Origin of the sequence: Mucilaginibacter gilvus, assembly GCF_004054195.1 — a bacterium.
GTDB classification, from domain to species: domain Bacteria; phylum Bacteroidota; class Bacteroidia; order Sphingobacteriales; family Sphingobacteriaceae; genus Mucilaginibacter; species Mucilaginibacter gilvus.
In genome coordinates this window covers 50063-75819 of sequence record NZ_SBIW01000007.1, presented here as the reverse complement: position 1 = coordinate 75819, position 25757 = coordinate 50063, and the positions used below count along the sequence as shown (strand labels likewise).

General features: G+C 44.3%; 24 protein-coding genes. 9 read left to right on the top strand and 15 right to left on the bottom strand.

Annotation, left to right across the window (positions count from 1 at the left end; all coding sequences use genetic code 11):
* Entirely contained in the window at window positions 1-1470 is a 1470-nt protein-coding gene (gene gatB / locus EPL05_RS14775) for an Asp-tRNA(Asn)/Glu-tRNA(Gln) amidotransferase subunit GatB (protein ID WP_128534754.1), read from the bottom strand.
* Window positions 1471-1746: 276 nt separating this feature from the next.
* Here gatB and EPL05_RS24015 point away from each other — a divergent pair, with 276 nt between their 5' ends.
* Complete coding sequence (locus EPL05_RS24015) at window positions 1747-2271, top strand: hypothetical protein (RefSeq protein WP_166727719.1); 525 nt, start codon at window positions 1747-1749, stop codon at window positions 2269-2271.
* 168 nt (window positions 2272-2439) lie between these two features.
* Here the strand turns inward: EPL05_RS24015 and EPL05_RS14770 are convergent, their stop codons facing one another.
* The 3 genes from EPL05_RS14770 to EPL05_RS14760 are packed head-to-tail and all read right to left on the bottom strand — an operon-like array spanning window position 2440 to window position 3450.
* A complete protein-coding gene (locus tag EPL05_RS14770) occupies window positions 2440-2739 on the bottom strand; it encodes a hypothetical protein (protein WP_128534753.1) in 300 nt (99 codons plus the stop codon).
* 4 nt (window positions 2740-2743) lie between these two features.
* Window positions 2744-3106 (bottom strand): hypothetical protein, encoded by a 363-nt coding sequence (locus tag EPL05_RS14765; RefSeq protein ID WP_128534752.1) that lies wholly within the window; start codon window positions 3104-3106, stop codon window positions 2744-2746.
* On the bottom strand, window positions 3103-3450 hold the full coding sequence (locus tag EPL05_RS14760) for a hypothetical protein (protein WP_128534751.1): 348 nt from the start codon (window positions 3448-3450) through the stop codon (window positions 3103-3105). The genes EPL05_RS14765 and EPL05_RS14760 overlap by 4 nt, the downstream gene beginning before the upstream one ends.
* Before the next feature lie 236 nt (window positions 3451-3686).
* On the opposite strand from EPL05_RS14760, the gene EPL05_RS14755 reads away from it, so the two are divergent.
* The gene (locus tag EPL05_RS14755) at window positions 3687-3968 is read left to right on the top strand and encodes a hypothetical protein (RefSeq protein ID WP_128534750.1); all 282 of its coding nucleotides are present in this window, start codon (window positions 3687-3689) and stop codon (window positions 3966-3968) included.
* Between the two features lie 166 nt (window positions 3969-4134).
* Here EPL05_RS14755 and alaS read toward each other — a convergent pair whose 3' ends face one another.
* A complete protein-coding gene (gene alaS, locus EPL05_RS14750; protein ID WP_128534749.1) occupies window positions 4135-6828 on the bottom strand; it encodes an alanine--tRNA ligase in 2694 nt (897 codons plus the stop codon).
* Window positions 6829-7193: 365 nt separating this feature from the next.
* Here alaS and EPL05_RS14745 point away from each other — a divergent pair, with 365 nt between their 5' ends.
* The 4 genes from EPL05_RS14745 (at window position 7194) to EPL05_RS14730 (ending at window position 10798) form a co-directional block, all read left to right on the top strand.
* A complete protein-coding gene (locus tag EPL05_RS14745) occupies window positions 7194-7667 on the top strand; it encodes a shikimate kinase (RefSeq protein WP_128534748.1) in 474 nt (157 codons plus the stop codon).
* Window positions 7583-7918, top strand: a complete 336-nt coding sequence (locus tag EPL05_RS14740) for a MerR family transcriptional regulator (protein ID WP_128534747.1) — start codon at window positions 7583-7585, stop codon at window positions 7916-7918. Before EPL05_RS14745 ends, EPL05_RS14740 begins: the two co-directional genes overlap by 85 nt.
* A 74-nt stretch (window positions 7919-7992) precedes the next feature.
* Entirely contained in the window at window positions 7993-10074 is a 2082-nt protein-coding gene (locus tag EPL05_RS14735; protein ID WP_166727718.1) for a ComEC/Rec2 family competence protein, read from the top strand.
* Between the two features lie 73 nt (window positions 10075-10147).
* The gene (locus EPL05_RS14730) at window positions 10148-10798 is read left to right on the top strand and encodes a hypothetical protein (protein ID WP_128534745.1); all 651 of its coding nucleotides are present in this window, start codon (window positions 10148-10150) and stop codon (window positions 10796-10798) included.
* A gap of 208 nt (window positions 10799-11006) precedes the next feature.
* On the opposite strand, the gene EPL05_RS14725 is transcribed toward EPL05_RS14730, so the two are convergent.
* A complete protein-coding gene (locus EPL05_RS14725) occupies window positions 11007-11624 on the bottom strand; it encodes a hypothetical protein (protein WP_243837300.1) in 618 nt (205 codons plus the stop codon).
* A gap of 103 nt (window positions 11625-11727) precedes the next feature.
* Here EPL05_RS14725 and EPL05_RS14720 point away from each other — a divergent pair, with 103 nt between their 5' ends.
* Window positions 11728-12615: a winged helix-turn-helix domain-containing protein gene (locus tag EPL05_RS14720; RefSeq protein WP_128534744.1), complete on the top strand. Its 888-nt coding sequence runs from the start codon at window positions 11728-11730 to the stop codon at window positions 12613-12615.
* Window positions 12616-12949: 334 nt separating this feature from the next.
* Here EPL05_RS14720 and EPL05_RS14715 read toward each other — a convergent pair whose 3' ends face one another.
* From EPL05_RS14715 to EPL05_RS14700, 4 genes are read right to left on the bottom strand one after another with little or no spacing between them, the layout of a single operon-like run.
* A complete protein-coding gene (locus tag EPL05_RS14715) occupies window positions 12950-13555 on the bottom strand; it encodes a hypothetical protein (RefSeq protein ID WP_208394759.1) in 606 nt (201 codons plus the stop codon).
* 3 nt (window positions 13556-13558) lie between these two features.
* Entirely contained in the window at window positions 13559-14824 is a 1266-nt protein-coding gene (bioA, locus tag EPL05_RS14710; protein ID WP_208394758.1) for an adenosylmethionine--8-amino-7-oxononanoate transaminase, read from the bottom strand.
* Entirely contained in the window at window positions 14821-15270 is a 450-nt protein-coding gene (locus EPL05_RS14705; protein ID WP_128534743.1) for an NUDIX domain-containing protein, read from the bottom strand. Before EPL05_RS14705 ends, bioA begins: the two co-directional genes overlap by 4 nt.
* On the bottom strand, window positions 15260-16237 hold the full coding sequence (locus EPL05_RS14700) for a cation diffusion facilitator family transporter (protein WP_128534742.1): 978 nt from the start codon (window positions 16235-16237) through the stop codon (window positions 15260-15262). The genes EPL05_RS14705 and EPL05_RS14700 overlap by 11 nt, the downstream gene beginning before the upstream one ends.
* Before the next feature lie 182 nt (window positions 16238-16419).
* On the opposite strand from EPL05_RS14700, the gene EPL05_RS14695 reads away from it, so the two are divergent.
* Window positions 16420-16821, top strand: a complete 402-nt coding sequence (locus EPL05_RS14695) for a hypothetical protein (RefSeq protein ID WP_128534741.1) — start codon at window positions 16420-16422, stop codon at window positions 16819-16821.
* Between the two features lie 134 nt (window positions 16822-16955).
* On the opposite strand, the gene EPL05_RS14690 is transcribed toward EPL05_RS14695, so the two are convergent.
* Entirely contained in the window at window positions 16956-17486 is a 531-nt protein-coding gene (locus tag EPL05_RS14690) for a hypothetical protein (RefSeq protein ID WP_128534740.1), read from the bottom strand.
* 168 nt (window positions 17487-17654) lie between these two features.
* Between EPL05_RS14690 and EPL05_RS14685 the strand changes: the two genes are divergently transcribed.
* A complete protein-coding gene (locus tag EPL05_RS14685) occupies window positions 17655-18848 on the top strand; it encodes a pyridoxal phosphate-dependent aminotransferase (RefSeq protein WP_208394757.1) in 1194 nt (397 codons plus the stop codon).
* A gap of 138 nt (window positions 18849-18986) precedes the next feature.
* On the opposite strand, the gene EPL05_RS14680 is transcribed toward EPL05_RS14685, so the two are convergent.
* From EPL05_RS14680 to EPL05_RS14665, 4 genes are all read right to left on the bottom strand, one after another.
* On the bottom strand, window positions 18987-19589 hold the full coding sequence (locus EPL05_RS14680) for a hypothetical protein (RefSeq protein WP_128534739.1): 603 nt from the start codon (window positions 19587-19589) through the stop codon (window positions 18987-18989).
* A gap of 307 nt (window positions 19590-19896) precedes the next feature.
* Window positions 19897-23076, bottom strand: coding sequence for an efflux RND transporter permease subunit (locus tag EPL05_RS14675; RefSeq protein ID WP_128534738.1), 3180 nt, complete (start codon window positions 23074-23076; stop codon window positions 19897-19899).
* 55 nt (window positions 23077-23131) lie between these two features.
* On the bottom strand, window positions 23132-24322 hold the full coding sequence (locus tag EPL05_RS14670; protein WP_128534737.1) for an efflux RND transporter periplasmic adaptor subunit: 1191 nt from the start codon (window positions 24320-24322) through the stop codon (window positions 23132-23134).
* An 8-nt stretch (window positions 24323-24330) separates the two neighbouring features.
* Window positions 24331-25668, bottom strand: coding sequence for a TolC family protein (locus EPL05_RS14665; protein ID WP_128534736.1), 1338 nt, complete (start codon window positions 25666-25668; stop codon window positions 24331-24333).
* Between the last annotated feature and the right edge of the window lie 89 nt (window positions 25669-25757).

Sequence of the window (25757 nt, the reverse complement as noted above, 5' to 3'; positions counted from 1 at the left end):
TTATTTAGATTCTAATTCTTTTATTAACAGCTGATTTGTTTTTTTGGGGTCGATCTTTCCTTTCGAAATTTTCATGATCTCGCCCATAAACAAGCCTAAAACGCCTTTTTTACCCTTTTGGTATTCTATTACCTTATCCGGGAATTTGGCCAAAGCGGCGTGGATAAATTCGTCCAACTGGGATGAATCGTCGCTGATGAGCAAATTAAGGTCTTTAGCTATTTGGTCGGCGCTTTTTCCATTTCCTTTCAGCATTTCAGGAAATATTTTGTGCGATGCTACTGAATTGTTCACTTTGCCATCATCTACAAGCTTTATTAAGCCGGCAAGCGTAGCGGGTTTCAGCTCCAGATCTGTGATATGGATGTTATGATCGTTAATATAGGAACTTACCGCGCCCATCAGCCAGTTCGCAGCAGATTTATAATGGTTGGTATATTTAATGACCTCTTCAAAGTAGGCAGCGAATTGCTTATCGGCGGTGATAACCCCTGCGTCGTAATCCGACAGACCGAGTTCCGTGGTATACCTGGCAAACAACTCCTTTGGCAAAGCCGGCATTTGTTTACGGATGTCCTCTAAATAGCCTTCGGTAAGCTGCACCGGTAGCAGGTCCGGCTCGGGGAAATAGCGGTAATCGTTCGCCATTTCTTTAGAACGAAGTACAGATGTTTCGCCGGTATCTGCATTAAAATTTAAGGTGTTTTGGTCTATATGGCCTCCTGCTTCTATAACTTCCACCTGGCGTGCAAACTCGTGCTCGATAGCGCGCTGCACATTACGGATCGAGTTTAAATTCTTCACCTCGCAACGGTTACCATACTCTTGTGCACCCCAAAGGCGTACCGAGATATTGGCATCGCAACGCATACTGCCTTCCTCCATATTACCGTCGCAGATATCCAGGTAGCGTAAAAGGCGGCGCACTTCGGTTAAAAACTGGCCTGCCTCTTCGGCACTGCGCAAATCGGGCTGCGATACTATTTCTATCAGAGGAACCCCCGCCCTGTTCAAGTCGATAAGGGAAAATTCGTCGTGCTGATCGTGTGAGCTTTTGCCGGCATCATCTTCCATGTGGATATGATGGATGGCGATATCTTTGGTGGTATGGTCGGCCAGTTTAACCGTAACATGCCCGCCTATGCAAATAGGGCGCTGATCCTGCGTGGTTTGGAAACCCTTAGGCAGATCGGCGTAAAAGTAATTTTTACGGGCGAATGTGTTTTTGAGGTTGATGCTGCAATTACACGCCAGCCCCATTTTAACGGCGTATTCCACCATTTTTTTGTTGATGCGTGGTAATGTACCGGGATGCCCCAATGAAACCGGACTCACATGCTCATTTGGCCCGGCGCCAAAAGCCGCCGAATCTGAGGAGAATGCCTTACTTAAAGTGGATAATTGCGCGTGTATCTCTAATCCTACAACTAACTCGTACTTATCACTCACGCCGCCTGTTAGAACTGCCATATTATAATTCAGCTGTTGTACAGCATTGATTTGAACTTTTCAAATATAATGTTATTTATATTTCTTGAGGTATTTTTTCAAATGTATTACCTGTGTTGTACCAAACCACATCAACGATGAAAAAATAGCGCTGATTATCTATTGAAGATAATATTTTTACTACGACAATAAATTGGGTAATTTATTACGAATATCATAAATTTATTAAACTATTTGCCTGCTATACTGTCTGTATCATAACGTATTAAAATATACGGACACTTACATTACTACACCATGAAAAAAATTATTTTAGGGATGCTGGCGAGTTGTTTTTTGCTTGCTGCATCTGTTACCGAATCTAAAGCGCAGGTAAGCCTCAATGTTAATATTGGCACATGGACACCCCCTGTAGAATATTCAAATGTTGAATATGTTTACCTGCCCGATGTGGAAAGCTATTACTACGTGCCAAAGCACCAATACGTTTATATGGACGGCGGGCAATGGGTGTTCAGGAACGCGCTGCCACCGCGCTACAGCAATTACAACATTAACAATGGCTATAAAGTGGTAGTGAACCGCCCGCAGGCTTACCGCTACTTCACTACCGACCGTACCCGTTACGCTAAATACAAAGGCTCTAACAAGCAGGTTGTTGTTCGTGGAAATTCTAATTGGTCACATAACAAAAATTACGTGCGCAAAAACGTAAAAGTTTACAATGGTAACCCCGGCCATGGCAATGGTGGCGGCGAAAAAGGGCATGGCGAAGGCCATGGCAACGGAAAAGGCCATGGCGGCGGCCACGGCAAACACTAAATAAAATACTATTCATAGAAAAGGTCCTGCGATCAATCGAGGGCCTTTTCTATTTTATTTCACCACCCTGTCATATCGAGGGAAGCGCAGCGACGAGATCTCTGGCAACTAACCCCTCTAAACAGTTAAACGAGAATACCACAAAAGTAACTATAACAGGTAAGGGTGTTAAACTTCGTTTCGTGGTGGAAGTAAAGGCAAGAGGTATTCAATTGCCATCACTTGAACTGGAACGCCTCTGGATAACGAATCGTTCAGGTCAAAGAATACAAATAGTCCGTACGGAGACCGGCACATGGGCGGCATATGAGTGGGATGCCTTCCAAGCAATGCCGCGTATTCCTGAAGTGACTTTTCACCTATTGGAATCGGTATGATTTCTATATTTGTAATTAAAGCTCCATTTAAAAGATAGTATAATAAATCTTCATGTTGAAATTTTAATGCTTTTGCTTCCTCAAACGTCATTTAACTAAAGTAATAAATAACAGATTATAAAGTCTTTTAAAACATTATTTTTTTTGAGAGAACCATTTTTTAATGGTATGCCAAATTCATCTGTTTCAATGATATTGGTGGTATCCACAGCGCCTCTTTTTTCTTGATTAATCACCGTTGCATGATTGCTTTTCCTGATTGCTACGAAATTACCAAACACACCTATATAATCTTGATAACTGTGGTATACGCTAAATATATAAAAGTTATACTTTCTGTAGCAATGTAGGGTATTATATTCAGCTTGGTTTTCTTTAAAGTCGCGCATTGAGGGATTTGTGATTATAAGTATCAGCAAGGCGGCAACCAGCACTATCTGCTTTACATATATTTTCATGGCACCACAATAGTATGAGTACCCGATCCGCCATTTACTTCAAGCAATGATGTTCCATTATAAGTAAAGGAAAAGTGACCCTGTCCGTATTGGTTGCCTGCTGTTGTAAACATATAATCAACAACCAACGCCTCACCGGAGGACGCTGTTAATGTATAATTGGTACTTTTTGCCTCCCTCTCGGCGGCTAATAATATTCCACCATCCCTTTTTACAGTAAGATTGTAGGTAGTGTTTTTATCAATATTGCTTGATTTTATCTCAATGGTTTTTAATTGAGATTCTTTTTTACAAGCCGATAAACATAGCGCGGCTAAGGCAACGCACAGGAGTAGTTTTTTCATTATGTGGTAATTTTTGGATAAAAAATAAGCGTGACTGTTTAACTCTCTCGCTATCCTCGGCTTACCACAGCCTTACACACAAAAGAATACAGCCACGCTTTAACAGCGTACTCATATTCGGTTTGTGTGCATACTATTTGTGGTAATTCAGGATAGCACTCCGATTTAGTACAGTATTTTAATTAGCCGAAGATAAATATATTTCGGCATAACAACGACATAACTTACCTTGTGCCATGAAATTAGAAGAGGCAAAAAAAATGCTCGCTGATAACGAGCATTTAGAAAATAAAACATTTAAACAAAAGGAAATATCCGCGTTAATTATCCTTCAAAAGGATGCGGATTTACTTTCAATTGCGCAAGGTGCCCAGCGGTATATTCTGGGCGGTAATACCTTGCCAACATCGGCCCATCAGGAGTACGAACTATATCTACTGTTCGACCTTCAAGATTGGTTATCTGCTCAACGTCCATTGGATTGGATGCTTTTTTCTGAGTACTTACGGAGGGTATAGATTTTTTATCTTCGCCCAACTGTTCTGATGGTATCTTTGCCAGATCTCTTCTACGCCATGCATCCGAACTTTGCAATTAGCCTATAGGCAGGGCGTACAAATTTTCTCTTCGCGCCCCACTCATTCCCTCCCGCTGCTCATCGAAATGACATGGGGTTATAAGGTTCTACCCTACAAACGTCCTCGCTTTCGCCAGCGCGTTATCAATGCCGCTTGCATCACTGCCGCCGGCTGTGGCGTAGAAAGGCTGGCCACCGCCGCCACCTTTTACTTCTTTGGCCAGTTCTTTTACGATGTTCCCGGCATGCAGGCCTTTATCTTTTACCAGGTTCTCGGCTATCATTACGGTGATGTTTGGCTTGCCGCCGATCTCTGCCGCTAATACCAGGAACAGGTTTGGTACAATATCCTTTAAATTATAGGCCAGGTTTTTCACCGCATCGGCATTGGGTAGTTCTACCCTTTGGGCGATGAAATTGATACCGTTGATACTCTCGACTTTTTTAGCCAATCCATCTTTTAGTCCCGATGATTTCTCCAGTACCGATTTCTCTATTTCTTTTTTGAGGCGATTATTTTCTTCCAGCAGGCTTTCGATGCTCTTACCGATATCCTTCGGGTTCTTCAGCAATTCTTTTACCTGTTGCACCAGTTTGGTTTGCTCGTTGATGTAGTTCTCCGCAGCAATGCCGGTGATGGCCTCGATACGGCGAACGCCCGCAGCTACTGCACTTTCTGATATAATTTTAAAGTAACCGATATGCCCGGTAGCCTTTACGTGTGTACCACCGCAAAGCTCCTTACTAAACTTAGCATCAAAGGTAATTACACGGACAAAGTCACCATACTTTTCGCCAAACAGGGCGGTTACGCCGCTTCTGATGGCTTGCTGGTAAGGCACGCTGCGCTCTTCCTGCAGGTAAATATTCTGGCGGATCTTTTCATTTACAATGGCTTCAATACGGTCAAGTTCCTCTTCCGTCACTTTTGCAAAGTGCGAAAAATCGAAACGCAGGTAATCGCTGTTTACCAATGAGCCTTTTTGGTTTACGTGGCTGCCAAGTACCTGTTTCATGGCGGCATGCAGCAAGTGCGTGGCGCTGTGGTTGTTGTTTGTGCTATTGCGTTTCTCCGGATCTACCATGGCCGTTAAAGCATCTTCCAGTGTGGATGGTAGTTTATCGGTAAAATGAACGATGAGCCCGTTCTCCTTTTTGGTATCTGTAACGTCGATGATCTCCCCGTTAGGGAAAACCAGTTCTCCCTTATCCCCTACCTGGCCACCGCTTTCAGCGTAGAAAGGCGTTTTATCCAACACCAACTGGAACTGCTCTTTACCCTTAGCCGTTGCTTTGCGGTATTTAATAATATGAGCGATGGTTTCGGTTTCATCGTAGCCGGTGAACTCAACGGCTTCGTCCTCGTCTTTTACCAGGATCCAGTCGCCGGTATCAATGGCGGTCGCTGCGCGGGAGCGGTCTTTTTGAGCTTTGAGAGCGGCGTTGAAGCCGTCGATATCAACAGAAAAGTTCCTTTCCCGTGCCATCAATTCAGTTAAATCAATCGGAAATCCATAGGTATCAGAAAGTTCAAAGGCGTGTTCACCTCTGATTTTTCTACCGTGACTTATTTCAGTTAAAGTCCCAACAGGATGTTCAACACTCGTTATAGATGCAAAAACCGATGTTAACTCGTTAAACCGTTTTATCCCAGAAGCCAAAGTTCTTAAAAAAGCAATTTCCTCCTCCAAAATCACCTTCTGCACAAAATCCTTCTGACTCCACAACTCATCAAACACACCTTTAAATTGCTCGGCCAGCAATGGCACCAACTCGTTAAAGAAAGGTTCTTTAAAACCCAGGGTTTGATAACTATAACGCACCGCCCTGCGTAAGATCCTGCGGATAACGTAACCGGCCTTATTGCTTGCTGGCAATTGTCCATCTGCAATAGCAAAGCTAATGGCACGAATATGGTCGGCCAGTACGCGCATGGCTACGGCATCGTTCCAGTCAGCATCGCCGGGTTTGGCAGCGCTATTATATTTCTGGCCGCTCTTCTCCGCAATGAATTGAATCATCGGCTGGAAAACGTCGGTATCGTAATTGCTTGATTTCCCTTGCAGTACCCGCACCAAACGCTCAAAGCCCATCCCTGTATCCACATGCTTATTAGGCAGTGGCTGCAGCGTGGTATCTTTCAGTCGATTAAACTGCATAAATACGTTATTCCAAATCTCTATCACCTGGTCGTGGTCGGCGTTTACCAACGTGGCACCGCTAACTTCGGCACGCTCACTATCCGGGCGACTATCGAAATGCACTTCCGAGCAGGGGCCGCAGGGTCCGGTTTCGCCCATTTCCCAAAAGTTATCCTTTTTGTTGCCGGGCAGTATATGGTATTCATCTACGTATTGCTTCCACAATTCGTAAGTTTCGGTATCTTTTTCAAGGCCTTCCTTTTCGTCACCTTCAAAATAGGTAACGTACAGGCGGTCCTTATCCAGTTTGTAAACATCAACAAGCAGCTCCCAACTCCAGGCAATGGCCTCTTTTTTAAAGTAGTCGCCAAAGCTCCAGTTGCCCAGCATCTCAAACATGGTGTGGTGGTAGGTATCAATACCCACTTCCTCCAAATCGTTATGCTTACCGCTAACGCGCAGGCAACGTTGGGTATCGGCCACGCGCGGCGCTTTGGCGGGAGCCTCGCCCAAAAACACATCTTTAAACTGGTTCATCCCCGCGTTGGTGAACATCAGGGTAGGGTCGTTTTTTATTACAATTGGCGCGCTGGGCACAATTACGTGTCCCTTCGAAGCAAAAAAGTCAAGAAATGCCTGGCGGATCTGGGTAGCTGTCATAATAGTACTTGTATTGCAAAACGGGTTTGCTGTGCAAAAGTGTGAATTTTTGAGTAGAAATTACACATTATTACACACTTTGCTTCACACTATGTCATTATAAGCGATAGCGTGGCAACCTCAGCGGACATTCGAATTTGATTGGTTATGGGCGTTGGCTTTGCCCCACGCTATCCGTTCATACGCGCACATGGCCTTAGGCCCGGGGCCGGTATCCGCTCCTATCGCTACCGCAGGTTGTCTGAATCGGAATTCACAGAATTAAAGAATTTGCAGAATTTTGCGTTTACTATACATTTGCACTTTTCTTATTCTGTTCATTCTATAATTCTGCAAATCCTGATTCAGACAATGAAAATACAGTCATGGGCGCTTCCTGCGCGGGTTCCACTACCCTGGGGCGCGCGTTGGCCGAAAGCCTTAACACCCCCTTTTTTGATACAGACGAATACTTTTGGGTACTTACCGATCCGCCGTTCACCACCAAGCGTGAGCCGGGGTTGCGTAATCGTACCATTAAAGAAGATATGGCCAAACACAATAGCTGGGTGCAGGCCGGCTCGGTGATCAAATGGGGTGCGGATTGGGAGGAGATGTTTGACGTAGTGGTGTTTCTCTACATCCCGCATGACCTGCGAATGCAGCGCCTTATTGCCCGCGAACTGGAACGCTACGGCGATAACAATCAATCCGACTCCACCAACAATTTCGAAATTGAAAATTCGAAATTCGAAATTTCCACCTACCTTTGTGTATGCCTTACAAAGAACGCGAGATCAGCAAAATGTACTATACCATGGGCGAGGTGTCGGCCATGTTTGATGTTAACCAATCGCTGATCCGTTTTTACGAGAAGGAATTTGATGTGCTGCAGCCCAAGAAGAATAAAAAGGGCAACCGCTACTTCACCCCGGAAGACATCGAGAACTTTAAGATCATTTTTCACCTCATCCGCGATAAGGGCTACACCCTGCAAGGCGCTAAGGACTACCTGAAAAGCAATATTGGCGACAGCCGCGATAACCAGCGCGTGATAGATTCGCTGGAAAGCCTCAAAAAATTCCTGCTGGAAGTGCGCGACGAGATATAAAATCTGCCGCAGATAAGCTATTTTTATTCCCTTAAACCTTATCGTTCTGTTTTATGCAGAACCGGGAACCCTGTATGATAGCTGCGCACAAAGGCGAAATTACCGTTGTAGTTCTATTACTGCCGTTTATGGCAGGCATTGGGCTGGGGCTTGGCTACCCGGGCGCAAGCGCCGCGGCTTTGGCTATCGCTTTGCTGGTATCAAGCATCTTTTTTGCCTTGCTAAATTTTGGTTATGCTAAGCTGGGTATTTATAAAATACGCTGGCTGGGCGGCCTGCTCGTTACGGGTATCCTTTTACTCTCAGGTTGGCTTGCAACGGTAGAGCACTACGAGTTAAACAACGCCGACCATTTTTCTAAAACACCCGCGCAGTATTTGGTTGTGCATATCAATTCTGAGCCAAAGGTTAAGGGAGATGTTGTAAGATTTACTGCGGATGTGGTACAAACCATCGATAAAGGCAAAGCCACGCCTACCAGCGGCACACTGCTCATCGCTATAAAGGATGAACTGGCCACCAATTTATTTTACAGCGAAGAATTACTGATCCCCGTGCGTTACGCCCCGGTGGAACCGCCTTATAACCCCGGCGAATTTAATTATAAGCGCTACCTGGCTAATAAAAATGTATACTACCAGGAGTTTTTGTACCCCAGGCAATACCAGGTTATCAAAGCCGGCAAGGGTAACCCGGTGATTGCCTACGCCCTGCAAACCCGGCAAAACCTGGTTAAAAAGCTAAAGGCAAATATGCACGATACCACCGCCATAGCGGTAGCGTCAACCTTAATATTGGGCTACAAGGCCGACCTGAGTAACGATGTTTTGCAGGCTTACTCCAAAACCGGCACCATTCATATCCTTTCCGTTTCGGGCGGGCATGTGGCTATCATTTTTGTGCTGCTGGGTTGGGCGCTTGCCTTTTTAAACGGGAATCGCCGGGGTAAGATCATTAAAGCGATAACTATTATTTTACTGATATGGAGCTATACCCTGCTTACCGGCTTCTCCCCCGCCGTAAACCGCGCGGCGCTGATGATCAGCATGGTGATCTGCGGTAAAACATTTGTAAGGTATATTAATAGCCTCAATCTGCTGGCGTTCTCGGCATTCGTATTGTTACTTTACGATCCTTTTTTGCTCCTGGATGTGGGCTTCCAGTTATCTTACCTTGCAGTTGCGGGGCTGGTTGTTTTTCAACCGATAGTATATGAATGGCTGGAATTTAAAAATCGCGTGACCAATTATCTGTGGACAGCCTGCTCGGTATCCATCTCCGCGCAAGTGATCACCTTTCCGCTGAGCGCGTTTTATTTCCACCAATTCCCGCTCTACTTTTTGCTGAGCAACATGCTTATCATCTTACCCATTATAGTAATAATGTATGCGGGTTTATTGTTGCTCCTGTTACCGCCGATACCATGCGTATCAACAGCGTTGGGCCATATTCTGGAGCATAGTATATTGCTGATGAACAAAGTCCTTTATTACGTAGAGCAGGCTCCTTATGCAAGCATCAGTAAAATATGGCTTACACGCACCGAACATCTGCTGTTATATTTAATTATTATCGGCCTGTTTTATTTTATGTACGATAAGAAAAAGACATGGCTGCTTAAGGCGTCGGTGGTAACTATTTTGCTTTTTTGCATCAGCATCAGTTTAAAGAAAGTCAGGAGTAGCGAAACACAATCCATCACCTTTCTGAACCTGCGCAAACATACCGGCATCGTTTTAAAAAACGGCGATAGCGGCGTGGTTGTTACCGACCTGAACGATACAGATAAAACCTACCAATACGCTGTGCAGCCGGGCTTTGATAGTATACGACTGATAAATTACCGGGTTATTAAACTGGCAGATAACATCCGCCTGCCCTGGTTTATTAAACAGCAAAACATGTTGCAGTTTTTTGATAAAAGGATATTGCTGTTAAACCAAACGATGTCGGGGCAGTCTATCCCCCGTAACTTACATATAGATTATTTGTACATCAGCGACAACCCTTTTATGGATACCATTGCGATGAAAAACCGAATACTGATCATCGATGGAAGTAATTCTGATAAGTATATTGATAAACTAAAAAATATTCCTGTAAATTGTAAAATATTAAAGCGTAACAAATCCATCAGTATAGCATCTAAACCATAATAATTTCTATATTTTATAAATAATTTGCATCTCAGTTAATTACACACTAAATTGTATTCATTAAACTAACACTATGAAGATTAAACTATTTACCGTTGCTATGGGCCTTGCCCTTACCGCAACAGCCATTAACGCGAACGCTCAGAAAAAAGCCTATACCGAGGGTATTGCAACCATCAGTACCAGCATGATGGGCCAGGCTACCGAGGCAAAAAGCTATTTCAGACCAGATTCTGCAGCGCTTTCTTTCACCGCCGGCCCGGCAAACATCAAGGTAATATCTGATGCTAAAGCCACGTTTATGGCAATTTTGGTTGATGTTTCTATCGCGTCTATCAAAAAAGCAGCTGTTTTATCGCCTGCCGAAATTGAAGAAGCACGCGCGAAAATGCCTGTGTTAACCTTCGCACCGGGTACCGAAACTAAGGTGATCAATGGTTTTAACTGCAAAAAAGTAGTTGCTACTGATACCAAAACAAGCAAAACTTACGATATCTGGGTAACCAACGATATCTCTTTACCAACAACCGCTATCGCGAAATATTACCAGGGTGCGGGTGGTGTGCCTATCCAGTACACCAGTTTTCAGGATGGCCAGTCTACCGAGGTTACTATTAAAAGCATAACCGAAGGCAAAGCTCCGGCGGGCACATTCGGCATCCCAGGCGATTTCGAAAGAATCACTATGGATGACCTGAAAGCCATGAGCGGCGGCGGTATGTAATCCGTTATTAAATAATATACAAAGCCCCGGTAATGCATTGCGTTACCGGGGCTTTGTTTTTGGGAGGCAGACTATGTTGTACCCAAAGCCGCATTATTGTGGAACCATTTTATAGAAGATATTTCCTTTTCTATCTTCCAGAATATCCCCGAAGCTGCGCAGACCGATTTTGTTTGTGAGCTTTGTAAATGATTTTCCGTCATATTACTTAGCAACCGCCTTTGCGAGGGACACGTTTAAAAATTACTTTACTATCTCGTTCTACATATTCGCCCGATACTATTGGGTATGAATACTTGGGCGCGTACGATAGGTTATGGCTTCTTATAATTATTTTGTCGTTAACTTTCAGGCTATACAATTGCTCCAGTTGAGACTTTTCCGTCTCAAATTTTACAATGTAATCCACACCATTAATTCTTGCCATCACACCGAAACCTAATAATGAGCCTGGCGGAAGAGAAAGAGAGGTTATAACAGCCTCCATATTGGTAAAAGCACTTATATGCTTCCTTATTTTAGCAGCACCGGCATAAACTTTTTTACCTGCGGGAGACGCTTCCCATTTTTTGAACTTTACACCATCAGGTGTAGCTTCCCATTTTTTCAGTTCGGCTTCCCTTTCAGCAGAAGAGAATGGCTTTGGGGTTGGCCTTTCATAAGTTTCATTTTTAATTTCGCGATTAGCAAATACAAGTCCGCTTACCACAACCAGAGGTAAGATCAGCGCATAAATAACTTTTTTTATATTTTTTGTGGGTTTAATTAATATAGATCTATCTGCTGATAAATCGGATCCGTTTAAGGCATTTTTTTTATTTTTCATATCCTTTAAAGTTGGTGCAACAAAAATACTTTGATATAATTCAGCCTGAGGAACTTAGATTGTAAATAAAAATGTAAACTTTGTAAATAAAAAACGTAACACTATGCTTGATAGCCGAAACCTCCTCTCCGGGAAAGGCAAGTACCTTTTTGGATTCATGCTGCTTTTTTCTATTTCAGTAATCTGCGCAGCTTTCAGTATGACAGATAGTGACGATTTTAATACCTCCAGAAGAGAAGTTTTACTTCGCAAAATCGGAGATGAACTACTCTTGCAATCGGGCGATAGTACATCAAGGGTGCTCCCGGTAAAAAAGATCGCCGAAAATGAATACCAGATAGGGTTTGAGCATGAGCTTACTTTTCAATCGGACTTGCTGGTGAATATTATCCGGCGCTTGTTGGCCAAAGATCCGCTAACGGGTGATTATGTTGTTAACGTTCTGAACCGTGGCAACTCCAGTGTAGCTTATGGATACGCTATATCCAAAAATAAAAAAGATGATATTGTGCCATGCCGGGGGAGGAAGCAACCTACAGCACGTTACACGGTTAACATTAAATTTAAACCGACGGGTATAAATACAGCAATGAGTGGCTATATTTTGGGCAGCCTGCCATTTTTAGCATTTGTTGGTTTTATTGTTTCAAGATCTAAGCCGCGGAAAGCCTTACCTAACGATAAGTATACCAAGACATTCACTTTAGGCCCGGTATTGTTTGATGCGCAGGAACGGCAGCTGATAATAAATAAAAACACCATAGACCTGACTGGAACTGAAACGCGCTTGCTGCTCATTTTCGCATTGTCGCCTAACGAGACTATAGAGAGAAGCCGGCTGCAAAAGGAAATATGGGAAGATGAAGGGGTTATTGTGGGGCGCAGTTTGGATATGTTTATATCAAAACTCAGAAAAAAGCTGGAATTGGATCAGAATATCAACATCGTAGTTATACGCGGAAAAGGATACAAGCTTGAAATTAGCCATTAAAGCTCTTTTTGGTTTATGGCGGGTGTTATCACTAAACCTTATTTTTCAGTAAAAAAATTTGGCCGAACCGATACACCAGTCCGCAAAATGATGAATAATGGCCCACCTTACTTACTATTATAGCGGCCCATTGCAGATATCACGAAAACCGTTACAATGTTCCTACCAGCGAAATAAAGTAACCACAATACCAATTGATTTTACGTGGGTTTTGCTTTAGTAGTTCGCCTACTTGTCCTGTCGGCAGATTGCTTCGCACCTCGCAAATACGAGGTGGAGAAGTTTAATCTGCTCATCTGAAATCCGCCCACTTGCACATCGGCGAAGCAGCACCTTACCCTATTTCCACCGCCAAATTATCTACCCATTTGGCAAATAAGGCGGTTTCCATTTCTACGGCTTTTTGGGCGTGTACTTCCCAATCGGGCGAGAAGTGCTGCAATTGGTTTATCATTTCTTCGAGGTGCCCTTCTTCTTCTAAAATGATGGACTTCACGTTCACTTTGCTGTTCACATCGTCCAGCGCGTTCTGGTAAATGGGGTATAGTTCATCGGCACGTACTTCTATAGCATAGGTAACCAGCAGGTAGGCTGCAAAACGCAGTTCGCGGCCACTAAGGTTCATACCATATTTAAGGTAGCGGCATACATCAATATCCAGTTGGTTGAGGTAATATTTGCTGAACGCAGGTGCCAGCAGATATTCTGGTGAATATGTTGGGCACTCTACCCCTGTTTTTTCTATCTGTTTTTTAAGATAGAAAGCATGGCGGTGTTCTTCCGCGGCGTGTTTCAGAATGATGTAGGTAACCGTTGTGGGGTCTTCACTGGCAGAAATTTTCCGCGCGCCGGTGTTCTCCATCAGCGATAAGGTATTCAGCCAGCGGGCGTGTAAACGGTTTTTGGCTATAATTTTGGGTAGAATAGTGTTCAGATGCATAAGTTAGATCTCATCGAGCGCCTGCCCAATGCTTTGGTAAATATAGTCGAGCTCATCATTGCTAATGCAATATGGAGGTAAAATGTAAATAATGTTGCCAAGCGGGCGCAGAATAATGCCCTTGCCCAAAAAATAATAATAAAGTTTGTCGCGCAAGCCGTTGAAATAAGACGTATCGCTGCCCGTTTCCCACTCCAGGGCCAATATGGTACCTGTTTGGCGGGTGGTTTTGATGGAGCGATGGCTGCCTATCGTTTCGGCAAAGGCAGCGTGTTTAGTAGCTATCCTGTCGATATTTTGTTGAGTGGACGGCTTTAAAAACAGGTCGAGGCTGGCTAATGCCGCCGCGCAGGCCACCGGGTTTGCGGTGTAAGAATGCCCGTGGAAAAGCGTCTTCATCCGGTCGTCCGAAAGGAAGGCATCATAAATAGCCTGTGTGCAGGTTGTTAATCCCAAGGCCATAGTGCCGCCTGTTAGCCCTTTAGAAAAGCATATAATATCGGGCTGAACCTGTACATGGTCGCAAGCAAAATTTTTGCCTGTGCGCCCAAAGCCGGTGAATACCTCGTCGGCAATCAGCAGTACGCTTTCACTCTGGCAATGAGCCATCAGTTCATTTAGATACGCAGCATCATACATCACCATCCCCGCCGAACCTTGCACTAAAGGCTCGAAAATGAAGCAGGAGATCTCTGTCTTGATACTTGATACTAAATACTTGATACTCTCTATATTTTCCGCGTTCGGCAGATCAATAAACTCCACTTCAAACAACAAGCTATCAAAAGCAGCTGTAAAAGCGCTCCGGCCACTTACCGACATAGCGCCAAAAGTATCGCCATGATACGCGTTTTTAAATGCCAGTATTTTGGTGCGCTGTTCCCCTTTATTATGCCAGTATTGCAGGCACATTTTTATGGCCGCCTCTACCGCTGTAGACCCATCGTCGGTATAAAAGGCCTTTTTTTGATTAGACGGGAGGATAGCCAGTAAACGCTCGGCCAATAGTACCGCTCCTTCGTGCGTAAAGCCCGCAAAGATAGCGTGCTCCAGCTTATGCAGTTGTTCTGATACCTTTTGAGCGATGTAAGGATGCGAATGGCCATGAATATTCACCCACCAGGACGATACTGCGTCGATGTATTTGGTGCCGTCCTCGGCGTATAAGCAAGTGCCCTCGCCCCTAACAATGGGAATGGGCGGCTGCGCGGTTTTCATTTGTGTATAAGGATGCCATATAACAGCAAGGTCCCGTTCAACCAAACTCATAGTGATTTTATTAAAAGATCCGTAACGTATTGATCTATCGGGAAGGTGCAGGTATCGGCGGTTAGATCCGACAGTTTTACCCAACGGAAAGACTGCAAGATATCGCCTTGTCCATCAAAATCAAATATGGCGGTTTTTGTTGTGAAATTTAAAGGCGAGGTATTTCTTACCATATAGTATACGCTGATGATCTGCGAATCGTTAAAGGCCGATTTTACGAAGAAATCGGTGGTGTAAAAGTGGCTGATGATCTCCACTTCGGTATTGCATTCTTCTACAAATTCGCGTTTCAGGCCATCGATTAATCCCTCGCCGTACTCTAAACCGCCGCCGGGGAACTTGATAAAGCGCATCCCGTATTCCTGCTCGTCGCTTATCAGAACCTCGTTATTATCGTTTATCAGCAGCCCGTAAACGCGTACATTGAAAAATTGCTTACTGTTCATAATGCTTTTTATTGCGCATAACCTTCTCCATCGTCCATTCTATTTCTTCCGTTTTAGCCTCATACCTTATGGGGCAATTGGGCATACTGCAATAGTGGCAACAAAGCGGCAGGCATGGGTCGGTATGGATGAACAATTCGGTTTGGATCCCTGCTTCGCGGTTTATAAGCACTTCTACCAGCTTCACCTCTGCATGCACCTTATTCAGGTCGAAATAATTGGGCAGCGTTAAATGACAATCTATATGCAGTTCGTTGCCGTATTTTTGCGCGCGCAGGTTATGAATATCTATCCACTCGTACCGGCGTTTCTCGCCCAATAGTTTCACCACATCGCTTACAATGATGAAATCTGTTTCGTCCATTAACCCAGCCACCGAGCGCCGGATAAGTTTGTAAGCCGTATATAATATATAGATAGCCACCAGGATGGATAATACGCTATCCAGCCACAATATATTGGTGAAATGAATAAGAAGTAAGCCCACCACCAACCCGGCGCTGGTAACCGTGTCGGTTAATAAGTGCCTGCCGTCTGCCTCTATGGTGATAGATCTTAACGATTTTCCCTGACGGATCATATAATAACCTAATCCGCCATTGATAGCGCCGGTTATGCCGATGATGATGGCACCCGTGAGCAGATCGTGGATGATCTCCGGGTTAAAAATACTGTAAACAGATTTCAGGATGATGATAACGCCGGCGATGCCTATCAGGGCACCCTCAATAAATACCGAAAAAAATTCCACCTTACCATGGCCGTAGGGATGGTTCTCATCGCGTGGCAGCGATGCCAGGTAGATGCTGTAGAACGCGAAGCTGCTGGCCACCACATTCACAATACTTTCGGCGGCATCGGTCAGTACAAAGTTGGAGTTGGTTAAAAAATATGCGCCAAACTTCATTACCATCAGTACAGCACCGGTAACAAGCGATAGTAGAATGATCTGTTTTTGTTCCTTCAAAACGCGGCTTTTTTTGAGAGGGCAAACTTAAACAAAATTTCTCCTCGCTATTTTGAGAATTGTAACGATTGAGTGGGGATATGGTTTAGCCCGATGCTAAAGATAAATTCCGTCTACTCCTCTATTTGGAATAATAGAATTTCGTACTTTCGGTTACAGCGGGCCGTAACAAAGCCTCAAATATGGGAGAGAAAAAATCACCGTTTAAATTTATCGCGAGTGTTAAAGGTATAATTGTTTTCATGGGCTTCTTGCTATTCAACATCTTGTTGCTATCAGTAAAAAAGACACCTTTTGTGCAACAGTATTTTCAGGAGGTGTTTACTCATACCTCCAACTTTATCATCACCTCCATATTAATGGGTACTGTATCGTTTATATGGATATTGCAAGGCGCACCATTTAAGCTTGTAATTTGGTTGGGGCTGGTTGCAATTTTGATGAATTTTGCGGTGGAAATTTTTGTTACTGTATTAAACACCCCGGATATTATTGATGCGGTTTATGGCACCGCCGGTGTTGTGGTAACAGTTTTGCTTATGCTTGTTTTTAACCGATTAGGGTTGAAGGAAGTTGTTAATTAATGTCGGGCACAAGTACGTAAACCTTCTCCCGCCCTCCATAACGCCACATTTTTCGCCATGATTAGTGTGTTAACAACAATGGCGGACACCTATTTTCTGGTGCGAGGCACAAACAATATTATTACTTCATCACCTCAACCGAGCCAAAAAAAACCTTCGCTGGCTTTGGTAACCATGTTAGCAGGTACCCGGCACGAGAGTGAATACAATTTGCTACCCACCAATATCATGTGTATTAGCAACATGTTCTTATTTGTATTCTCAGTGCCGGACATATTGTAGGTGGTATAGGTTTTCCATTTCCCTATCGTCACACTCCCGAACGTGTAGTTTTTCTTAGCCGAAGCCAAATCTGCCCCCAGTTGATCTGCAAATTCTTGTTGATCTTTCATAGGCGCTAAATCGGCCGAATCCACATTGGCTACCAATTTAAAATCTATGGTAATAGCGCTGTATGAAACACTATCCTTTGCCCTAAGCGTGTAAACCTCTATGCCCTTCCTAATGCTCTTTTCGGGTTCGGACGGGAACTTTATCGAGAATTTCGCGTCCAGGTTTTTGGTTACCCAACGGTTTGGGCCTTGGCGGATGCCGATAGCGACAATACAAATAATAGCAGGTAGTAGGTTTTTTTCATCTAATTTATTGTGATAGGTTTTATTCAAAAATAAGGCATCATTTCACAAATGAAAGCTACCGGCGCTCGTGAAGTATAAGATAATTAAGGTTCTCGCCTAAAAAGGCTGCCAATTTCAAAATTTGTCAAATCTGATCACCTTGTCACCCATCCGTAAAGGTTTTTTCTATATTTGCCGCGCAATAACACAAATAATATGAGCGCATTAAGTAACAGGATAAACAACCTGTCGGAATCTCAGACCATTAAAATGGCAAAAATGGGCCGCGAACTGGCGGCTAAAGGTGTGGATGTGATCAGCCTGAGCTTTGGCGAGCCTGATTTTCATACGCCCGAGCATATTAAGGAAGCTGCTAAAACAGCCATGGATAAGAATTTTACCTATTATACCCCGGTAGCCGGTTATCCCGACTTACGTGCGGCGGTAGTTGGCAAACTGAAGAACGAAAACAACCTTGATTATACTGCCACTCAAATTGTGGTTTCTACTGGTGCCAAGCAGGCCTTGGCCAATGCGGTACTTTGTTTGGTAAATCCCGGTGAAGAAGTAATTATTCCTACCCCTTACTGGGTGTCTTACTCGGAAATTGTAAAGCTTGCCGAAGGCGTTAGTGTTTTTATTGACACTACCGTTGAGCAAAATTTCAAGATTACGCCCGAGCAACTGGAAGCAGCCATTACGCCAAAAACCAAGTTGTTTATGTTCTCCTCACCATGTAACCCTACCGGTAGCGTGTACAGTAAGGATGAATTAGAGGGCCTGGCAAAAGTATTTGAAAAACACCCCGAGATCTACATCCTGAGCGATGAGATCTACGAGCATATCAACTTTATCGGCGGGCACGAGTCTATCGCCCAATTCGATTATGTTAAAGACCGTGTGATCATCGTAAACGGCTGGAGCAAGGCTTTCGCCATGACAGGCTGGAGGATAGGCTACACCGCATCTAACAGCGAAATTGCTGCTGCCTGCGATAAGTTACAAGGGCAGATCACCTCGGGTACCTGCTCTATCACCCAAAAAGCGGGTGTTGCCGCTTACACCGGCGGACTGGAAAGCGTTCACCAAATGCGTGAGCAGTTCCAGAAACGTCGTGATATCGTGTATGATTTATTGAAAGAAATTCCGGGCATCACCGTTAACCTGCCCGAAGGCGCGTTCTATTTCTTCCCGAATGTAACCTCGTTCTTTGGTAAAAGCTTTAATGGTAAAGTGATAAACGATTCTGACGAGCTAAGCATTTTCCTTTTGGAAGAAGCGCATGTAGCTACTGTAGGTGGTGATTCGTTCGGCGATAAAAAATCTATCCGGATCTCTTACGCGGCTGCTGAGGATAAACTGATTGAAGCGGTAAGAAGGATAAAAGAAGCGCTGGCGAAATTGGTCTGAATCAGAATTTTAGAATGAGCAGAATAAGCTAACCCCATTCTGCTCATTCTAAAATTTTGCGAATTCTGATTCCGACAAAAAGAAAAACCCCTTTGCCAAATGGCAAAGGGGTTTTTTAATAATGATTAGTAGCGGTAATTACAAACCGAAACCGTAAGCTACACGTAAACCTATTGTACCGAAGTTATTGCTCTGGCCAGAGAAGTTTTCGTAACGGGCACCTATATCCCATGATTGGTTAGCCCAACCGATACCTGGTGATGCGATCAGCTTAGTGTTTTTACCGTAGTACTCTTTGGTTTCGAAACCAGCACCTACTTCACCACTCAAATAAACATTTTGAGATACGAAAGCTTTGATACCAGCTTTTAAAGGCACCATTTGGTAAGCCGGAACTTTAACGCTTGGGCTGCCGCTTAATTCTTTACCAAAAAAGTTGTAAAAACCAGATGTTAAAGTTAAAGCCAGATTATCAGCTACGCCGTACTGTAAACGTGGTGTGATACCCAAACCAACGTTTGATGCGTTTTTTAAATTACCTGTTGGTAAAAGGCCTTCTACGCCTATACCAAAACGAAGAGCGTTTTTTGGAGTTGATTGTGCATTAGCATTTGTTCCTAAAAATATAGCTGCTGCTGTAAATGCTGCTGCTACTAAAGTTGTCATTTTTTTCATTGTTGTGTTTGTTAATAAAACAATTGTTAAATTGCGATACCTCCCCATTAACAAATACTTTGCCATTGTGCCAAGTTTTGTACTTGGCTTAAGCATTACCACTTATATACAGCAACACTCATTTCAGGTTGAACGATTGATAATCAGTAGATTTTACAGTAATCCAGATATACTATACGCAGCCCCAACTACTGTTGAATATTATGTTAAGGTTAACTATTTATGTTGTTGATAGTATACAAAACTGTATAGTGTATTATATACACTATGATTTAAGAGGGATGAATTTCATCTGTTTTTCATGCCACAATTGACTTTTGCAAACATTAAAAACAAAAAAGGCCCCTTTTGTAAGGGGCCTCAAATTAGTCTATTAAACTTCTGGGTCTAATTCCGGGTCTGGTTTGTAATTCTTCTCCAGTTCAGCCAGTTTCTTTTTACCGTAAGCGAATTTGGTAATAATGTAAAACAACACCGGCACTATAAATATAGCCAACGAGGTTGCCGTAAGCATCCCGCCGAATACGGTAAAGCCGATGGTTTTACGAGCTTCGGCACCTGCGCCCGATGCAAACAGCAAAGGCAATACACCTAATATAAAGGCCAGCGAGGTCATGATGATCGGTCGCAAACGCAACCTAACCGCCTCCAGGGTGGCCTTTTCCAGCTCCATACCCCTATCCACCCGTTCCTTGGCAAACTCTACTATCAGGATAGCGTTCTTGGCTGCCAAACCTATCAGCGTTATCAAACCTATTTGCGCGTATACGTTGTTTGTAAGGGTTTTATCGAATAATAAGAATAAGATCGCGCCAAAGGCCCCCAGAGGTACAGCCAACAGTACCGAGAAAGGTACCGACCAACTTTCATACAAGGCAGCCAAAAACAGGAACACAAAGCCTATAGATAAAGCAAATATGTAAATGGTTTTAGAGCCGGATAACAACTCCTCACGGCTCAGGCCCGAAAACTCGTAGCCGTAACCTTGCGGCAGTGTTTGCGCGGCTACCTCCTGCAACGCTTTAATAGCATCGCCGCTACTATAGCCCGGCTTGGTAGCCCCGTTTATCTCCGCAGAGCGGAACAGGTTGTAATGCGATATTAATGGCGCGTTCTCTATTAATTTATAGGACGTTAACGTACTTAACGGAACCATGCTGCCTGATGAGTTGCGCACAAAATACTGACCGATGTTTTGAATATTGGTACGGTAGTTTGTATCGGCCTGGGTTACTACCCTAAAGTTACGTCCGTAGATGGTAAAATCGTTTACGTAAGCGCTACCCATGTAGGTTTGAAGCGCATTGTTCACGTCAGATATCTGCACGCCCAACTTTTTGGCTTTCTCTCTATCGATGGTAAGCTGGTAAGCTGGTGTATGTGCGCCGAAGAACGAGAACGCGCGGGCTATCTCCGGGCGCTTGTTAACCGCGCCAACAAAGTTATTAAGTACTTTTTCGAAGTTTTTGATATCGCCTCCTGCTTGTTTCTCTTGCAGGATGAACGAGAAACCGCCGGTGTTACCCAACCCGGGGATGGCCGGAGGAGAGATAACCACCACGTTAGCTTCTTTAAACCTTGCCAGCTTTTTTGTTATCGTAGCAATAACGCCTTGTAGCTGATCCTCTTTTTTTTCACGCTCTTCCCATGGCTTCAACTGGACAAATATGGTGGCACTGTTTGATTTGGTGGCAAAGTTAACCGCATTCAATCCGCCTAAGGCTGCAAAGTGGTGAATAGCAGGTATACCTTTAAGCACGTCCATCATCTCGTGCAATACCGCTACCGTACGCTCGGTTGAGGAGCCTTCGGGCAAATCGTAAGTTACATAAACACGCCCTTCATCCTCCAATGGAATAAAACCCGAGGGTTTATTTTTGAAAAGGAATATGGTGCCAACTACGATACATAGAAGGATGATAATAACAAATTTGGAATGCTTGATCCCCTTATCTACCGAATTGCGGTAACGTCCGGTAACCCTTTCGAACCATTGGTTAAATACATAAAAGAACCTGTTTAAGCCTTTAGATTTCTGGTCGATCTTATGCGGGCGCAATAATATAGTACAAAGTGCAGGGGTTAATGACAGCGCCACGAAAGCCGATATCAATACTGATATGGCGATAGTGATAGCAAACTGCTGGTAAAGCCTCCCTACTATACCCGGTATAAAGCCTACCGGCACAAACACCGCCGCCAATATGAGCGCTATTGCAATAACCGGTGCCGAAATATCCTTCATGGCGTGCTTGGTAGCTTCCTGCGGGGTCATGCCCTTTTCGTCCATATAATGCTGCACGGCCTCTACCACCACAATGGCATCATCCACCACAATACCTATGGCCAGTACAAAACCAAACAGCGTTAGCGTATTTATAGTAAAGTGCAGCGGTATAAAGAAGATGAAGGTACCCACAATAGATACGGGAATAGCCAATACAGGGATAAGCGTGGTACGCCAGTTTTGCAGGAACAGGAACACCACGATGATTACCAGCACAAGCGCAATAACCAGGGTTTCTATCACCTCTTTAAGCGATACTTTCACCACCGTAACCGATTCAAAGGGAACCACGAAGTCGATATCCTTAGGGAAGGACTTTTTCAGCTCTGCCATGGTAGCAACCACGTTGTCGGCTGTTTCGATTGCGTTACTGCCCGGCGCCTGGTATATCAACAGATACGATGCGCGTTTGCCATCAACAAAAGAGTTACCCGCGTAGTTAAATTTGCCCAGCTCTACCCTGGCAATATCTTTTAAATGCACTATTGAACCTGTGCCCGGCTGCGTTTTCACCACAATATTCTCAAACTCAGCTATGTTGGTTAAACGGCCTTTCACCAATACGGTGTACTCAAACGTTTGCCCCTTCATTTGCGGCGTGGCACCTACTGTGCCGGCTGCCACCTGCGCGTTTTGCTCCTGCAGGGCGGCGGTAACATCAGCAGCGGTCATATTCAGCGCGGCCAGTTTATCGGGCTTCAGCCAAATACGCATACTAAAATCATCGGCACGGGTAAATACGTCGCCCACACCTTTGGTACGCAGTAAGGCATCCTTTATAAATACGTTGGTGTAGTTGTCAGTAAAGGTTACGTCGTGGCTGCCATTTGGCGAAAACATGGCCACCAGCATTAATATACTGGGGTTACGTTTACGTACTATTAAACCAAGGCGCTGCACCTCTTGCGGTAGGGTTGGCTGCGCAATACCCACACGGTTCTGCACATCAAGCGCGGCGTTATTTATATCTGTACCAATTTCAAAGTTAACGGTCATGCTCATGGCACCGTTACCAGTGCTGTTACTTTGCAGGTAGGTCATGCCGGGCGTTCCGTTCACCTGTACCTCTACAGGGGTAGCAACGGTTTGCTCAACGGTTAAGGCATCGGCGCCGGTATAGTTACCGGTTACCTGTACGGTTGGCGGGGTAATTTCGGGGTACTGCCCTATCGGCAGGCTCATCATCGAGAGGATGCCCACTATTACGATCACCAATGATATTACAATGGCGGTTACGGGGCGTTTTATAAAAACATCTGCGATCATTCTGTATTTCTTTAGCTTAAAAAGTCGGGATCTGCTCCCTTATTTGCTTTAAGTATTAGTTGGCTTTTTTGGGAGCCGCGCCTGGTGCACCTGCCGGCGGACCTAAAGTTACCTTACCACCATCCCTCAAACGCTGGAAACCCTCGGTGATCACTTTATCACCAACTTTCAGGCCTTCCATTACCACAACATTGCTTTGGATGCGTGGGCCTAATTTCACCTTCTGCTGGCGTGCAATAGTATCGCGCCTGTCTTTTACGGTTTTATCTTCGGCAGTATCTTTTATAGTAGTATCTCTTGTAGTGAAAACAAAAAACTCGCCCATTTGCTCGGTAATGGCCTTATACGGGATCTGCACGCGCTCGCCAGAGTTATCGTTAAGCACCTGCAACACGCAGCTCATGCCATCCTTTAATACATCCTTTTGGTTATCAAACTGTATCCTTACCTTAATACTACCTGTTTGGTTATTAACGCCACGGTCTATCGCGAACACCCTCCCGTTTTTATCATAAGTGCTACCGTCTGATAATTGCAGCTTAAAGGTAGTATCGGCGCTGTGCTGCTGCAGTTTGTAAAAACGCTCAATGTCCTGCTCGTTTATCACTACGTCTACCCCTATCGGGTTGCCGGTTGATATGGTGTTTAACAACGTAGTGCCCGGCGAAACCTGTGCCCCCAGTTTAACCTGGGAGATGCCGATGCGGCCGGTAAACGGCGCACGTATTGTCGCGTAAGAAAGATCGGTAGCGGCGGATGATAACCCTGCCTGCGCTACTGCAACCTGGCTCTGCGCGGTTGCAAAAGCTGCAGTGGCCTGGTCTACCGTTTGGCGGGCAACAGCATCATTCTTCAACAGCATGTTATAACGGTCGATGTCTTTTTGCGCTTTCCCTAAATTTGCTTTGGCGCTTAACATGTTGGCTCTTGCCTGCGCGTATGCAGCTATATATTTACGGCGGTCTATCTCATATAAGGGTTTCCCTTTGGTAACCACATCGCCTTCTTTAAAAAATATGCCGGTTATAAAACCACCCACTTGGCTGCGCAGTTCTACCGAGTTTAGCGATACCACAATGCCCTGGTATTTATCGTAATATAAAGCTGCGGATTGCTGCGCTTCTATTACGTTTACAGGCGTTGCCGGCGGTGCGGCCACACCTGCGCCTTTGTTACCGGTACCATGACATGCAGCAAGAAGTAAGCTACCTGCTACAGCGATAAAGGGGATATATATGTTCTTCATATTCTTATTTATTCGGCCCTTAAGGTGCCTAAAGCACGTTGCAGGTCTATTTTGCTTGATAGTAGTTGGAATAACGCGTTATAATAATTGAGCTCAGCAGTACGCAGGTCGGCTTGCGATACAATAACATCCAGGTAAGTTTTAATCCCCTCGCGATATTGCAGGTCAACCACCTTATATACATCCTTGGCAAGCGTTACGTTTTCGCTCAGGTATTGCCAGTTGGTATAATTGCTTTTATAGCTTGCCAGCGCCTGGGTATATTCGGTATTAATGGCGTTACGGGTATTCTCAATATCCAGGTCTGTACGTTGCACCTGCAGGCGGGCCTTGGCCAGGTTCTGCAAACGTTTTGTGCCGGTAAATATCGGGAAGGTTAAGCCAAGGCCTATATAAGATGTAGGGTATCCGGTGTTATAAAGCTTGCTGAAGGTATCGTTAAAGTAAGCAAGGCTGTAACCGGCTGTTGCTGATAACGATGGCAAAAAGCCCCATTTATAGTAAGATACATTAAGGTTACGCAGATTCTTAGTGGTCTCCAGCAGGCGAAACTCAATACGATTATTATAATTGATGATCTCGTTGGTATCAATAGCCGCTTCGATTTGCAGCGCGGCAGAATCATAAGCAAGTATTATTCTTCTATCGGGATTATAACCCATTACCTGCTTAAGGTACGCGGTTTTACTTTTTATAGCTTCCTGTGTTTGCTTGCGCGATGCTAAAGCATTGTTTAACGATATAGTGGCTTGTTTGTAATCGGTTTTATCAACCACGCCAGCCTGGTAACGCGCGTTGGCATCCTTTAAACTGCGGCGCAGCCTTACAATATCTTCGTTTATAATATCCAGCTGGCGCTGCGATAGCAGTACATCATAAAACGCTTTGCTTACGTCCGATGCCAGGTCTATCTTGCTGCTTTCGGTATTCTGCTTATAATACTGCCTCGAATATTTGGATGCTTTTGAGGCAAGTACTACATCGTTATTATATAATGCCTGGCTGGCTGTAAGGCCGAGGGTTGATACGTTATGCGCGATGGCTAAATTTTGCGAACCGCCGCCCGCACCGGTAGCTGCACCGGTTGGGCGCTGAAAATAATGCTGTATGGTATTGCTGCTGCTGACCTGGGGCAACCAGGCCGAAAGCCCGATATTAACATCGCGCTCGTTTATTTGCTCATCAATATATGCTTGTTTTAACAGTGGTTGATTTTTCAAAGCGAAGTCGACGCTTTGCTTTAAAGTAAAGCTTGCGGCAACGGTATCAGAAGATGTTTGGGCGAATAGTATTATCGGAAAAAAAAGTACTATATTAGTAATATATAAACCGCGGAGTTTTTTCATAAGAATTGTGTGCGATATTAAAAACGAAACTAAGGAAAAGGTGTCTTAGTTTTTTAATTTCAAGTAGGGGTATGCGAAGATGATATTTT